A 14,744-nucleotide genomic window follows, 5' to 3' on the forward strand; every position below is an offset into this window, starting at 1 on the left:
TTATACTATGAATTATTTTAAAAGCCTTTTAGTCTTATTACTTATAAACTGTGCCCTTTTCAGCGTTAATGCACAAGTTATTACTATTGATGATGAACAAACACCAAAACAGCTTATTGAAGATGTTTTAGTTAATAGTGCCTGTGCTTCAGCATCTAATTCAACCGGAAAAGGAGACAGTTTTAGGACTGGAAGGCAGAGTTTTGCTTATTTTAACAGCAACGGAAGTAACTTTCCTTTTGCAGAAGGGATTGTTCTCGCAACATCCACAGCTCAAAGTGCAATTGGACCATTTGTGAGCGACTTAACAAGCAATGACAGTCCCGACTGGCTTGGTGATAGTGATCTTGACCAAATTTTAGGAACACATTCAGTAAATGCCACTGCACTGGAATTTGATTTTGTTGCTTCTGCAAATTCGTTGAGCTTCAATTATATTTTTGCTTCAAATGAATATCAATATGGATATCCTTGTCTATACTCTGACGGATTTGCCTTTTTAATTAAAGAAGCCGGAACTTCAGATCCTTACACCAATTTAGCTGTCATACCTAATACTAATACAACTGTTTCCTCCGTAAATATTCATCCTAAAATTGAAGCCGGACGAGTACCGGGAGGGCTTCCTTATTCAGCATGTGAAGCTTCAAATCCTAATTATTTTAACGGTTACAATGCTAATAACAGTCCGATAAATTATGCTGGTCAGACTATTCTGATGACGGCTCAATCAAATGTAATCGCAGGAAAAACATACCACATAAAATTAGTAATCGCAGACGATACCAATCGAAATCTTGAATCGGCAATATTTCTGGAAGCCGGAAGTTTTTCTTCTAAAATTACTCTGGGAGAAGATCGAACAATCGCTACAAATAATCCTGCCTGTTTTGGAGAAGAAATTGATCTGGATAGCAAACTAGATCCTTCTGGCTATACTTTCAGATGGTTTAAAAAAGATAATCCTCTTGTAACTTTGGGTACAAACTCAACTTATAAAGTTACCGAAGCTGGAAATTATGTTATTGAAGCTACCGTAATAGCCACAACATGTGTATTGTCCGGGGAAATAAAAATTGATTATACTCCTGAAATTCTTTCTAAAAATACTATTCTTTTACAATGTGATGATAACAACGATGGAATTTCGATTTTCAATTTAACTAAAGCGGACAATATTGTAAAAAATAATGTTTCCACTATTATAAATGAAGGTTATTACCTAACATTAGCCAATGCTCAGACAAAAAGTAATAAAATTACGACTCCAGCCAGTTATATAAATACAGCCAATAATCAAATTGTGTATGCTCGTCTGGAAAATCAATTTGGTTGCTTTACAACCGCTGAAGTAACATTACAAATTGCTGCCACAACTATAGCAGATCCAAATCCTATAAATACTTGTGATGGAGACGAGATCCAGGACGGTTTATACCAATTTGATCTGCAAAATGAGGTTACACCACAAATCACATCTGGTCTTCCCAGCGGATTAACAGCCAATTATTTTTTGACTGCTAATGATGCATTGACAGAAGTAAATCAACTGCCTAATATCTTTAAAAACACAATTGCGTACAATCAAACGATTTACGCCAGAGTGATAAACGGCCCTGATTGTTATGATATTGTTCCTGTCCCGCTTGTCGTAAATACTTTTGATCCGCCAAACTTTGAAGATGAATCAAAATATTTGTGTGCAAACAGTACCATAACATTAGACGTAGCTTCAGGTTTCAGCAGTTATATTTGGAGTAACGGAGAAACTTCAAACACTACAACAATTACTACTCCCGGGGATTATTCAGTAACCGTACAAGATTCTAACGGTTGTGAAAAAACGAAAAATTTTAAAGTCATTTTATCTGAACCGGCTATAATTACTGATGCTGTGATCAAAGATTTTTCCGGAATTGACAACTCCGTTTTACTTGAATATATGGGAACAGGTAATTACGAATTTTCATTAGACGGATTAACTTTTCAGGATAGTCCTATGTTTAACGGAGTTAATACAGGAACTTACAATGCTGTTGCCAGAGATAAAAATGGTTGTGGATTATCCAACGTGTTTTTAGTTTACGTTCTGGATTACCCAAGATTCTTTACACCAAATGGAGACGGTTACAATGATTTATGGGTTATAAAAGATTCAAATTTGCTACCGGACTATACTATAAATATTTTTGACCGTTATGGAAAATTATTACAACAAATGAATCAAAACAGTTTAGGCTGGACGGGAATTTTTAATGGTCAGCAATTACCATCAGACGATTATTGGTTTACTTTAACTTTTACTGATGGCAGAAAGGTAAAGGGACATTTTAGTTTAAAAAGATAAAATCTGATTGTAATAATCAATTATAACTTTATTATTTTTTAATTCGAAAGCTAAATTTCAAAGTATTAAAATCTCAAAACTCATAAATTTTTAAATATTTACAAAGAAAAAGGACTTGACTTTGAAAGAAAACTAAAATAAAACTTATTTTTGGTTTGGGCGATTTAAATCAGTAGCAGCCATTTACAAGCCAATGAAAAAAAAATTACTCTTTCTCTTTTTCCTGTTTTGCTCTTTGAATTGTTTTTCACAGTTTAGTAAGACGCATTATATACCACCCTTGATTTCTGTTACAGGATTTGCAAACGATCAATATTTATATATTTCAACCCCAAGTCTTACAAACGTAAATTTTAAAATCATAGCCAATGGCGGCAGTGTAGTTACCGGAACTGTAAACAGTACTACTCCATATCGCTATTATGTTGGAACAGGCCTGGACACCCAACTTTTTACGCCATTAAATAAAACCGGAATTGTATCCGGCAGAGGATACGTTATTGAGGCAGAAGATTTGGTTTATGTAAGTGCCAGGGTGAATGCAGGAATTACTCAAACCGGCGAATACAATCAAGCCGGCGGATTGGTCTCTAAAGGAAACAGTGGTCTGGGTACTACTTTTAGATTAGGCGCAATGTTAAATCCGTTGTATGATGAAACATTATTAAATTTTGCTTCTATCATGGCCACTGAAAACGGCACTAAAATTACGATTTCAAATATTCAAAACGGAACACAACTTATAGACGGAACAGTTGTCTCCGGTCCAATAACAGTAACACTTAACAAAAATGAAAGTTATGTACTGGCATTGAAAAATTACAACGACGCTCAACCTGTATCAAATAGTTCTAAAATGATTGGAGCGTTAGTTCAGTCGGATAAATCAGTTGTGGTTAATTCCGGTTCTTTTGGAGGTAGTAATAGTACTCTCATGACAACTCAGGGCAGAACCACATACCCTGCCGGAAGAGATGTTGGTTTTGATCAAATCGTTTCTCTTGAAAAAACAGGAAAGGAATATATCTTCATAAAAGGTCTTGGTACAGACGAATTGGAACGCGTTTTACTGGTTGCACATTACGATAATACGGAAGTTTTTCTAAATGGTTCTCTTACTCCGTATAAAACTCTTAAAAGCGGTGAATATCTTGTAATGGATGGAAGCCAGTTTGTTAATGATGCCATATATGTAAAAACATCCGAAAATGTATTCGCTTACCAAAGTATTGGTGGAACAACAAATCCGGCCAATCAAAATATGTTTTTTGTACCTCCAATAAATTGCGCTACACCAAATACAGTCGATAATATTCCACAGATTCAATCTATTGGTAATAACACTTTTAATGGGTTTCTAAATATTGTAACTGAAAAAGGAGCCTCTGTTTTATTAAACAACTCTCCAATTACAGTTCAACCTCTGGAAATTGAAGGAACAACTGAATTTGTACGTTATAATATACCAGATTTATCAGGAGATGTAGCTGTAAAATCAACGAAACAGATATATGTATCTTATTTTGGAACAAATGGCTTTGCAACTTATGGAGGTTACTATTCCGGCTTTGATTTAAAGCCTGAAATTGTAAGCGCCAAAATTGCACTGGAAAATTCCTCCTGCATTCCGAATGTATCTTTAAAAATAAACACGTTATCTTCTTATGATACTTTTCAGTGGTATAAGGATGATATCGCAATTGTTGGCGAAACCAAAAACAACTACGCTCCTACTCAGCCTGGTTTTTATCAGGTTAAAGGAGGTATTTCCGGTTGTGTTACTAACATTTTCTCTGATAAAATTCCGGTAAGTGAATGTCCTATTAATCAGGACAATGATTTGGCTAATGATAATATTGACATTGATTATGATAATGACGGAATAACAAATTGTACTGAATCTTATGGGGATCAACCTATAAATACTTCATACACAAATTCGGGATTTTTAACTGTGGGTACGTATTTCAATTCTTTTTCAGGTACATTTAGCAATTCAACTGCACTTATTGCTACTTCTTTTTCAGGAAATACAGACGGGAATTTTATTACCAGAATCGGTGTAGGAAAAGCTTCAGTAAGTTATAGTTTAAATTTCACAAAACCAATAAATCTTCGTTTAGAATATAGCACCACGGCCAATACAGATGAGTTATTAAACCCTAATGCTGAATACATTATAAACTCAGATGTAAATAAAACTTTTACAGTTTTAAATCCTGACAATCAACTATTAATTGATACCAATTATGATGGAATATATGAAAGCGGAGTTACAGAATTCTCTTCTTTTGAAATTCGATTTAGATTAAACGGTACTGCTCCGCTAGCCGCGGGAACTGGTACTTTCAAGTTTCAGTCGTATCAAACCCAATCGTTTAAAATCACACATAAAAATCTTTCCGATGAAACCGAAAGCAAATCAACTTTCAAGCTCGTTGCAACCTGTGTCCCAAAAGACACTGATGGAGACGGTATTCCGGATCAATTGGATTTAGATTCAGATAATGATGGTATTCCGGATTTAATCGAATCACAAATACAACCAAAACCATTGTCTAATGTTGACATTAATTTAGATGGATTGGATGATATGTTTATTTTATCTGCTAATCCTCCGGATACGGATAAAGATGGCATTCCCAATTATCTTGATTTAGACAGTGATAATGATGGAATCTACGATTTAGTAGAATCCGGAAGTAATGCTCCGGATGCAAACAGAGACGGAATAATTGATACAATGGATTTTGGAACTAATGGTTTATCTAATTCTTTAGAAACCAGTCCCGACAATGGTATTTTAAAATACACTGTTTTAGATTCTGATAATGATGGTATAAAAAATTATACTGAAATTGACAGTGACGATGATGGCTGTAACGATGTTATTGAAGCCGGTTTTACAGATCCTGATTTTGACGGTCAGTTAGGAAAGGCTCCATTAATTGTAAATTCTTTCGGAATTGTAACCAGCAGAACCGATGGTTATACCCCTCCAAATGGAAATTATATTATTGCAACCCCTATTATAATTACAAAACAACCCGAAAATCAAACAGTTTGTGAACTGGAGAAAGCATTTTTTTCTGTAGAATCTAATGCTGACAGTTTCCAATGGCAATTCTCAAGCGATGGCGGAACAATCTGGAATGCATTAGCTGAAAGTTCTGTTTATACCGGAACCAAAACAGCAACTCTGACAATTCAAAAAACAGGTAACACAATGAATGGATACCAATATCGTGTGTTTTTAAACAGAATCAACAATGCCTGTGGATTGACTTCTGCTAATTCGGTAACATTAAATATTCTGACTCTTCCTGTATTAAATTCTCCAATTACACTTGTACAGTGTGATGATGATACTGATGGTATTTCCAACTTTAATTTAACGGAAAAAAACAGTTTTGTTTCGGCCAATTCTGCAAATGAAACCTTCTCCTATTACACTACCTTAGCCGGAGCAAACGCAAAAGATCCCGCTACTTTAATTTCAAATCCTGTTTCTTTTAGAAGTAACAACAAGATTATTTGGACAAGAGTTGAAAATTCAAGTGGGTGCTTTTCTGTTGCCCAATTAAATCTTGTAGTATCTACAACTCAAATCGACCCAAATTTCAAAAGACTGCTTGCTGTATGTGATGATTCAGTTGAAACTTTAAGTACCGATATCGATGGAATTGCAAACTTTGACTTTAGCAGTGTAACAAATGAAATTAGAGCAATGCTACCTTCTTCCGGAACAAATTATTCTATAAAATATTATACAAATGAAATAGATGCTTTCGCTGAAACAAATGCAATTACAGATCCTGCAAATTATAGAAATACAACCCAGAATCAGGAGATTATCTGGGTAAGAGTAGACAACGATCTGGATAATGCTTGTTTCGGAATAGGACCATTTATCACATTAAAGGTAAATGCAAAACCTGACATTGATATTAATATTGACAAAAGTGCAGATGAATTAGTTTGTTCAAATTTACCTTCTTTCTTTGTTAAACTGGATGCCGGAATTATTGGAAACATAGCAGCCAATACATATACTTATATCTGGTCAAAAGATGGAAGTGTAATTCCGGGAGAAACGAATGAAACTTTAGATGTTAATGAAGAAGGAAAATATGCAGTAGAAGTTTTCACAAAAGACGAAACAAGCTGTAGTAGAATCAGAACTATAACAGTAACTGCTTCAGATATTGCACATCTTGATTCTGTTTCTATTTCAGACTTATCTGATTTTAATACAGTCGAAGTAAATGTTTCGGGTACCGGAAATTATGAATATAGTATTGATGATGCAAACGGATCTTTTCAGGATTCAAACTTATTTGAAAATGTACGCGCCGGAATACATGAACTGTACATAAATGACAAAAATAATTGTGGCAAAGTTTCCAAAACTATTGCTGTTCTTGGCATACCTAAATATTTCACCCCTAATAATGATGGTTATAATGACTATTGGAATATACAAGGAGCTAATGAGATTTTTAACTCAGGTGCCAAAATCCTGATTTTCGATCGATATGGTAAATTAATCAAACAGATTATTTCTACAGGAAATGGCTGGGACGGAACTTATTCCGGCAGCCCCATGCCGGCAGATGATTATTGGTATACCATAAAACTGGAAGACGGACGAGAAGTAAAAGGACATTTTAGTTTGAAAAGATAACTTTTTAATAAATTCCAATTTAAAAAATCCAAATTCCAAAAAACATATCTCAAAAAAGAAATCCCAAACTCCATAATGGAATTTGGGATTTTTTATTTGGAATTTAAAACCGATTAGATTTTATATCTTTTTCTATCTGTTTCGCTTAAGTAGATTTTTCTTAAACGTAAAGATTTTGGAGTAACTTCAACGTACTCATCTTTTTGAATGTATTCTAAAGCTTCCTCTAAAGAGAATTTGATAGCTGGAATAATTCTAGCTTTATCATCAGCTCCAGAAGAACGTACGTTAGAAAGTTTTTTCGTTTTAGTAACGTTAACAGTCATATCGTCGCTACGAGTGTTTTCACCAATAACTTGTCCCTCGTAGATATCCTCGTTTGGATCAACGAAGAATTTACCACGATCCTGTAATTTATCGATAGAGTAAGGAATAGCTTTTCCGTTCTCCATAGAGATTAATGAACCGTTGTTACGTCCAGGAATTTCTCCTTTGTATGGTTCGTACCCAATAAAACGGTGTGCCATGATAGCCTCACCAGCTGTAGCAGTAAGCAATTGATTTCTTAAACCGATAATTCCACGAGATGGAATGTTGAATTTAATAATCATACGCTCACCTTTACCTTCCATAGAAAGCATTTCTCCTTTACGGATAGTTACAAATTCAACCGCTCTACCTGAAAGATTTTCTGGTAAGTCAATCGTTAATTCCTCAATTGGCTCACATTTCACACCATCAACTTCTTTGATGATAACTTGTGGCTGACCAATTTGAAGCTCGTACCCTTCTCTTCTCATTGTTTCAATAAGAACAGATAAGTGCAATACACCACGGCCAAAAACCATGAATTTATCAGCAGAATCAGTTTCTCCAACTTTCATCGCTAAGTTTTTCTCCAACTCTTTTGTTAATCTTTCACGGATGTGACGAGAAGTAACGAATTTACCTTCTTTACCAAAGAAAGGAGAATCGTTAATTGTAAACAACATACTCATTGTTGGCTCATCAATAGCGATTGTTTGTAAAGCTTCAGGATTTTCGAAGTCAGCAATAGTATCACCAATTTCAAAACCTTCAATACCTACAACAGCACAAATATCTCCGGCAACAACTTCTTCTACTTTTCTACGGCCTAAACCTTCGAAAGTGTGTAATTCTTTAATTCTGGATTTGATGATTTTACCATCTCTTTTTACAAGAGAAATTGGCATTCCTTCTTTCAAAGTACCTCTTTCAAGACGTCCAATAGCAATACGACCTGTAAAAGAAGAGAAATCTAAAGAAGTAATCAACATTTGTGGAGTACCTTCAGATACTTTAGGAGCAGGAACATTAGCAATTACCATGTCTAATAAAGGCTCAATGTTTTGTGTTTGCACTTTCCAGTCATCAGACATCCAGTTGTTTTTTGCAGAACCGTAAACTGCCGGGAAATCCAGCTGCTCTTCAGTTGCACCTAATTCAAACATTAAGTCAAAAACTTTTTCGTGAACCTCTTCAGGAGTACAGTTTTCTTTGTCGACTTTGTTGATAACTACACAAGGCTTAAGACCTAAGTCAATCGCTTTTTGTAATACGAAACGCGTTTGTGGCATTGGTCCTTCAAAAGCATCCACTAGCAAACATACACCATCGGCCATGTTCAATACACGTTCAACTTCACCTCCAAAATCGGCGTGGCCTGGAGTATCGATAATATTGATTTTTGTTCCTTTATATTGAACAGAAACGTTCTTAGAAGTAATTGTAATACCTCTCTCACGCTCTAAATCATTATTATCTAAGATTAAATCACCTGTGTTTTCGTTCTCACGAAATAACTGACAGTGATACATAATTTTATCAACCAAAGTTGTTTTACCGTGATCGACGTGGGCAATAATTGCAATGTTTCTAATAGATTCCATCTGTGATTTTTAATGGGCGCAAAGGTACACTTTATTTTCTAAAAAAAAATGTTTCTTTCATAGTTTGCGTATATACAATCAATTAGTTAATATAAAACACCAAAATATCGCTCTCAAAATAGCATTAACATATGTTTAGTTATAGTTAATTTAACTATATTTGGAGTAATGAAAAGTAAAACTCTCCAAATTACTCTTATTTACATCATCATCTCGATACTTATGGCTGTTTTGTGTCATAAACTGCTCATAGGCTACTTTTCATCTTCAGAATACTTGTATTTATCCCTTTTAAAAGATATTGTATTCATCTTAATTACAGGATTGGTCTTTAGATTTATACTTTCAAAAAACGAAAAAAGAAGCATAACAATTTTTGAAAAACTAAACAAAACCAACGTAGAAATAAAAGAATCCAATGAAAAATATGACATTGTTGCAAAAGCGACCAGCGATACTATTTGGGATTGGAAAATACAAGAGGATAGCATAAATTGGAACAAAGGAATAGAAAGTGTTTTTGGGTACAACCCGGAAGAAGTAGGAAAAACTTCAAAATGGTGGTTCGACAAAATCCACCCGGAAGACAGTATCCGAATGTCAATAAAGTTATATTCGTTTATTGAACAAAAAACAGAAAAATGGCAGGATCAATATCGTTTCAGATGTGCTGACGGAACTTATAAATATGTCCTCGACAGAGGTTTTTTACTAAAAGACGAAAACGGAAGAGCCATCAGAATGATTGGAGCTATTCAGGATATTACAAAACAAAAAGAAGAAGAACAAAGATTAAAACTTCTGGAAACCGTAATTACCCAGTCTAAAGATTCAATTTTAATCACTGAAGCCAATTCTCCGGAAGGAAAAATCCCAAAAATAGTGTATGTAAACCCGGCATTCTCTCAAATGTCAGGTTATTTATCTAACGAAATAATCGGAAAATCACCAAACATTTTTAAAGGCCCAAACTCCGATTCTGATGAATTAAAAAAACTTTTAAGAGCCATCAAAAATGAAGAAGAGTGCTTAATCGAAACTATAACGTACACCAAAAATAAAGAAGAATATTGGGTGCGTTTTTCTATGATTCCGATTTTCAGTAACGAAGGAGTCATTTCGCACTGGATTTCAATACAAAGAGACATTACGGATGAAAAAAAACTGGAAACAGAAAAAGAGCATCTCATTCGCGAATTAACACAAAACAATAAAGATTTAAAACAGTTTTCCTATATTACTTCACATAATCTAAGAGCGCCATTATCTAATTTAATTGGTCTTTTAAACTTAATTGAAGATATTCCGGTAGAAAACGAAGAACTGGAAGAAATCTTAGCCGGCTTCACTAAATCGACACATTTACTAAACGAAACTATTAATGACTTAGTAAAAGTTATCATCATAAAAGACAACCCTTCCATGCAAAAAGAAGAAGTCTCTTTAAAAGAAGTTTTCGAAAATGTATTCAGTCAGCTTTCCTTTCAAATAGAATCACATAAGCCTATAATAAAACTTAAGTTTGACAAAGTTCCTGAACTTATTACAAACAAAGCTTATATCGAAAGCATCCTACTAAATCTACTTACTAATTCTATTAAATACAAATCAGAAAACAGAAAGTTAAAAATCTCAATAACGGCAGAAAAAATAGAAAACAAAACAATACTAACCTTCAAAGACAACGGAATTGGAATTGATTTGGAAAGAAATCGGGACAAAGTATTTGGATTATACCAAAGATTTCACAACTATCCGGACAGTAAAGGATTAGGTCTTTATCTTGTAAAATCGCAGGTAGAAACAATGGGAGGAATAATTTCTATCGAAAGCGAAGTCAACAAAGGAACAACATTTACAATAACTTTTAAAAATTAATTATTATGCTCGAGCAGATTTTATGCATTGACGATGACCCCATCACGCTGATGTTATGCAAAAAAGTAATTTCTAAATCTTCATTTTCTCACGAAGTTATTACAGCTCAAAACGGTGAAGAAGCACTCCATCATTTCAACACCTTAAAATACACTAATGATAAAAACAAAAGAAAACCGGAATTAATTTTTCTAGATTTAAATATGCCAATAATGGGCGGCTGGGAGTTTTTAGATCATTTTACTTCTTCAGACTACAAAGATTTCAACTCTGCTCCTGTCATTGTACTATCTTCTACTATTGATCCGGAAGATCTCGCGAAAGCAAAAAAATACCCTATAATAATCGATTTTTTATCAAAACCAATTACATTACCAATGCTGGAATACCTTAAGAAAAAAATAAACATTTGATATTAAATTTTCAATTATTTTAAATTCCAAATTCCAACAAACAACCCAAAAGCTTAAAGCTTTTAAAATAAGGTTTCGCAAATAAAAAAATTCCAAATTCCAATTATTACAAAAATTGGAATTTGGAATTTTTTATTATTGGAATTTCACAATTGGGATTAAAACAAAAAAAGTCCTCTAGAAGAGGACTTTTATATCTTTAGCAAATTGTTTTAATTACAATTTAGCAACGTGTTTAGTTAATTTAGACTTCAAGTTAGAAGCTTTATTATCATGAATGATGTTCTTTTTAGCTAATTTATCAATCATAGAGATTACAGTAGATAATTTAGCAGCAGCATCAGATTTATCAGTAGCTAATCTTAATGCTTTAATAGCATTACGAGTAGTTTTATGTTGATATCTGTTAAGAACTCTTTTCTTTTCGTTACTTCTGATTCTTTTTAATGCTGACTTATGATTTGCCATTTTCTTTAATTTTAGATGTAATAATTATTATAAATACTAGTTAAAAAAGAAAAACCTCCCACAATTGCAAAACAATCACTTTGGTTTTAACTAATAAAATAAAAACCGAGACACCAATTTTTATTTTACAAAACTTATTTACAACTAATTTTGTAGTCCGTAGGGGAATCGAACCCCTGTTACCAGGATGAAAACCTGGCGTCCTAACCCCTAGACGAACGGACCTAAATTCTCCTAAGTTGGAAACTTTTCAATATGTAATATAACTTGTAGTCCGTGGGGGAATCGAACCCCCCTTACCAGGATGAAAACCTGGCGTCCTAACCGATAGACGAACGGACCGTGCTTCTTTATTGCGGATGCAAAGATACATCTATTTTTTAGTTGCACAATAGCTGATGCTATTTTTTTTATTTTTTTTTAATACGCCTTCGCGAAAAGCACTCGCTTAGTAGAAGGATTCCCAGTAAACACACAGATTCCCGCCTCTTCAACAGCATCCAAAGGAATACAACGAATGGTTGCTTTTGTCAAATCTTTTATTTTTTCTTCGGTAGCCGCAGTTCCATCCCAATGTGCAGAAATAAAACCTCCTTTACCTTCTAAAACTTCTTTAAATTCCTCAAAACTATTCACTTCCGTAATATGAGTATTACGATAGTCAAAAGCTTTGTCAAATAAATCTTTTTGAATCTGCTCCAAAAGATCATTGATATGATCAACGATATTTTCACTGGCAACGACTTCTTTTGTCAAATTATCACGTCTTGCCACTTCAAAAGTTCCGTTTTCTAAATCTTTTGGACCAACTGCAATTCTAACAGGAACCCCTTTTAATTCCCATTCTGCAAATTTAAATCCTGGTTTTTGAGTTGTTCTGTCATCAAATTTAACAGAGATTCTTAATTTTCTAAGTTTCGCCGTCAATTCATTAACCGCAGCCGTAATCTGAGCCAATTGTTCATCTGTTTTATGAATTGGAACAATAACAACTTGAATTGGTGCCAAATTTGGAGGCAATACCAATCCCTGATCATCAGAATGCGTCATAATTAAAGCTCCCATCAAACGAGTTGAAACTCCCCATGATGTCCCCCATACATGTTCCTGTTTCCCTTCTGCATTAGCAAACTTAACATCAAAAGCCTTAGCAAAGTTCTGCCCCAAAAAGTGTGACGTTCCAGCTTGCAATGCTTTACCATCCTGCATCAACGCTTCGATACAATAAGTTTCATCAGCACCAGCAAAACGTTCTGTTTCTGTTTTTATTCCTTTTACTACCGGAATTGCCATGAAATTCTCGACAAAATCAGCATAAACATTCATCATTTTTTCAGACTCTTCAATAGCTTCTGTCTTTGTAGCATGAGCTGTATGCCCTTCCTGCCATAAAAACTCAGCAGTTCTTAAAAACAAACGGGTACGCATTTCCCAACGAACAACATTTGCCCATTGATTAATTAACAAAGGTAAATCTCTATACGACTGAACCCATCCTTTATAAGTAGACCAAATAATTGCCTCACTGGTTGGACGAACAATAAGCTCCTCTTCCAATTTAGCATTTGGATCAACCATTAATTTCCCAGGTCTCTCTTCATCATTTTTTAATCTGTAATGTGTGACTACAGCACATTCTTTTGCAAATCCTTCAGCATTTGTCTCTTCAGCCTCAAACATGCTCTTCGGCACGAATAAAGGAAAATAAGCATTTTGATGTCCTGTTTCTTTAAACATGCGATCTAATTCAGCCTGCATTTTTTCCCAAATAGCATATCCGTACGGTTTAATCACCATACATCCTCTAACTCCTGAATTTTCAGCCAGATCTGCCTTAACAACCAGCTCGTTATACCATTTCGAATAATCTTCTGATCTTGTAGTGAGGTTCTTACTCATATTATATAGTTTGGCACAAATTTTGTTTTCAATAATTTTAACTAAATAGTTTGACAAAACTAACTATTTTTGTAATGTGCAACAATAAAAATCACCACAGATATGAAAACTAACATTTCTCTTCGCCGAAACTCTAATCATTTTTACTTAATTGGATTAATGAGTTTATTACTAGCGTCGTGTGGTTCTTACCAAAACTCCTCCTATTATGGAAATGACGGAGTATATGGTAACTCATCATCAAACAGCTATGTGCAGCAATCTAACGGCACAAATAATCAATACAAAGACTACTTTAGATCTTTGCAAGATGACGATCAGCCAACGGAAATTTTTACTGACGTTGACAATTATACCAATTATTCAGAAAACGACAGCACTCAGACTGCCTCTGTAGGATATCCTGCATGGGGAAGCAGCAGTTCTGATGTTTCAGTAAACTTCTATACCAGCCCAACATGGTCGATGGGATTTGGATGGGGCTATCCTTATTACGGATGGGGTTACGGAGGTTACTGGGGAGCCGGTTGGGGATATCCAGGCTATTGGGGTGGCTGGGGTTATCCAGGCTACTGGGGACCAGGATGGGGATACCCAGGATATTGGGGTGGCGGATACTACGGCTACAACAACTACAGCTATAACTATGGAAGAAGAGGCTCTGCTGCTTATTACGGAAACAGCTACTATAACAGAAACTATACTTCTAACAGAGGCTACAGTTCAAACAGAGGAAGTTTCACAACAAACAGAAGCTATACCACTAACAGAAGTAACTATACGACAAACAGAAATTACACTACCAACAGATCATCTAACGGCTACACAGACTTTAGAAGAAACTCAAATTCCACTTATAACAGAGGAACAACAAGTCCAACATTTACAAACAGAAGAAGTTACAACAATAACAGCGTAGATTATAGCAACTCCAGCAACAGAAAATCTTACAACAATAGTGGGACTACAAACAGAAGCTATACCCCTAGCAACAACAGCAACTCTTCAAGAAGCTACTCTCCTAGCCCTTCCCGCTCTATGAACAATAGTGGTGGTGGCGGAAGCATGAGATCGTCTGGCGGAGGCGGTGGCGGAGGAATGAGATCTGGCGGAGGCGGCGGAGGAGGAAGAAGATAATTTCTCCT

General features: G+C 34.8%; 8 protein-coding genes and 2 tRNA genes. 5 read left to right on the plus strand and 5 right to left on the minus strand.

The features are described 5' to 3' along the window. The first annotated feature begins 7 nt into the window (after window positions 1-7). A complete protein-coding gene (locus HYN56_RS24275) occupies window positions 8-2,347 on the plus strand; it encodes a T9SS type B sorting domain-containing protein (RefSeq protein WP_109194563.1) in 2,340 nt (779 codons plus the stop codon). 280 nt (window positions 2,348-2,627) lie between these two features. Next, window positions 2,628-7,031, plus strand: a complete 4,404-nt coding sequence (locus HYN56_RS24280; protein WP_240622628.1) for a T9SS type B sorting domain-containing protein — start codon at window positions 2,628-2,630, stop codon at window positions 7,029-7,031. 113 nt (window positions 7,032-7,144) lie between these two features. Here the strand turns inward: HYN56_RS24280 and typA are convergent, their stop codons facing one another. Further along, entirely contained in the window at window positions 7,145-8,941 is a 1,797-nt protein-coding gene (gene typA, locus HYN56_RS24285) for a translational GTPase TypA (RefSeq protein WP_091492101.1), read from the minus strand. Window positions 8,942-9,109: 168 nt separating this feature from the next. Here typA and HYN56_RS24290 point away from each other — a divergent pair, with 168 nt between their 5' ends. Both HYN56_RS24290 and HYN56_RS24295 read left to right on the plus strand, forming a co-directional pair. Further along, window positions 9,110-10,819 carry a PAS domain-containing sensor histidine kinase gene (locus HYN56_RS24290; protein WP_109194565.1) on the plus strand — a complete coding sequence of 570 codons (1,710 nt, stop codon included), beginning with the start codon at window positions 9,110-9,112 and terminating at the stop codon, window positions 10,817-10,819. Between the two features lie 5 nt (window positions 10,820-10,824). Next, window positions 10,825-11,232, plus strand: coding sequence for a response regulator (locus HYN56_RS24295; protein ID WP_109194566.1), 408 nt, complete (start codon window positions 10,825-10,827; stop codon window positions 11,230-11,232). A 216-nt stretch (window positions 11,233-11,448) separates the two neighbouring features. Here the strand turns inward: HYN56_RS24295 and rpsT are convergent, their stop codons facing one another. From rpsT to proS, 4 genes are all read right to left on the minus strand, one after another. Then, the gene (rpsT, locus tag HYN56_RS24300) at window positions 11,449-11,700 is read right to left on the minus strand and encodes a 30S ribosomal protein S20 (protein ID WP_091492106.1); all 252 of its coding nucleotides are present in this window, start codon (window positions 11,698-11,700) and stop codon (window positions 11,449-11,451) included. Between the two features lie 153 nt (window positions 11,701-11,853). Continuing rightward, a tRNA-Glu gene (locus HYN56_RS24305) sits at window positions 11,854-11,925 on the minus strand. Window positions 11,926-11,970: 45 nt separating this feature from the next. Then, window positions 11,971-12,042 (minus strand) — tRNA-Glu (locus tag HYN56_RS24310). Window positions 12,043-12,120: 78 nt separating this feature from the next. After that, entirely contained in the window at window positions 12,121-13,599 is a 1,479-nt protein-coding gene (gene proS / locus HYN56_RS24315) for a proline--tRNA ligase (protein ID WP_109194567.1), read from the minus strand. A gap of 102 nt (window positions 13,600-13,701) precedes the next feature. Between proS and HYN56_RS24320 the strand changes: the two genes are divergently transcribed. Then, window positions 13,702-14,736 carry a hypothetical protein gene (locus HYN56_RS24320; protein WP_109194568.1) on the plus strand — a complete coding sequence of 345 codons (1,035 nt, stop codon included), beginning with the start codon at window positions 13,702-13,704 and terminating at the stop codon, window positions 14,734-14,736. The last annotated feature ends 8 nt before the right edge of the window (window positions 14,737-14,744 follow it).

Source organism: Flavobacterium crocinum (genome assembly GCF_003122385.1).
Classification (GTDB): domain Bacteria; phylum Bacteroidota; class Bacteroidia; order Flavobacteriales; family Flavobacteriaceae; genus Flavobacterium; species Flavobacterium crocinum.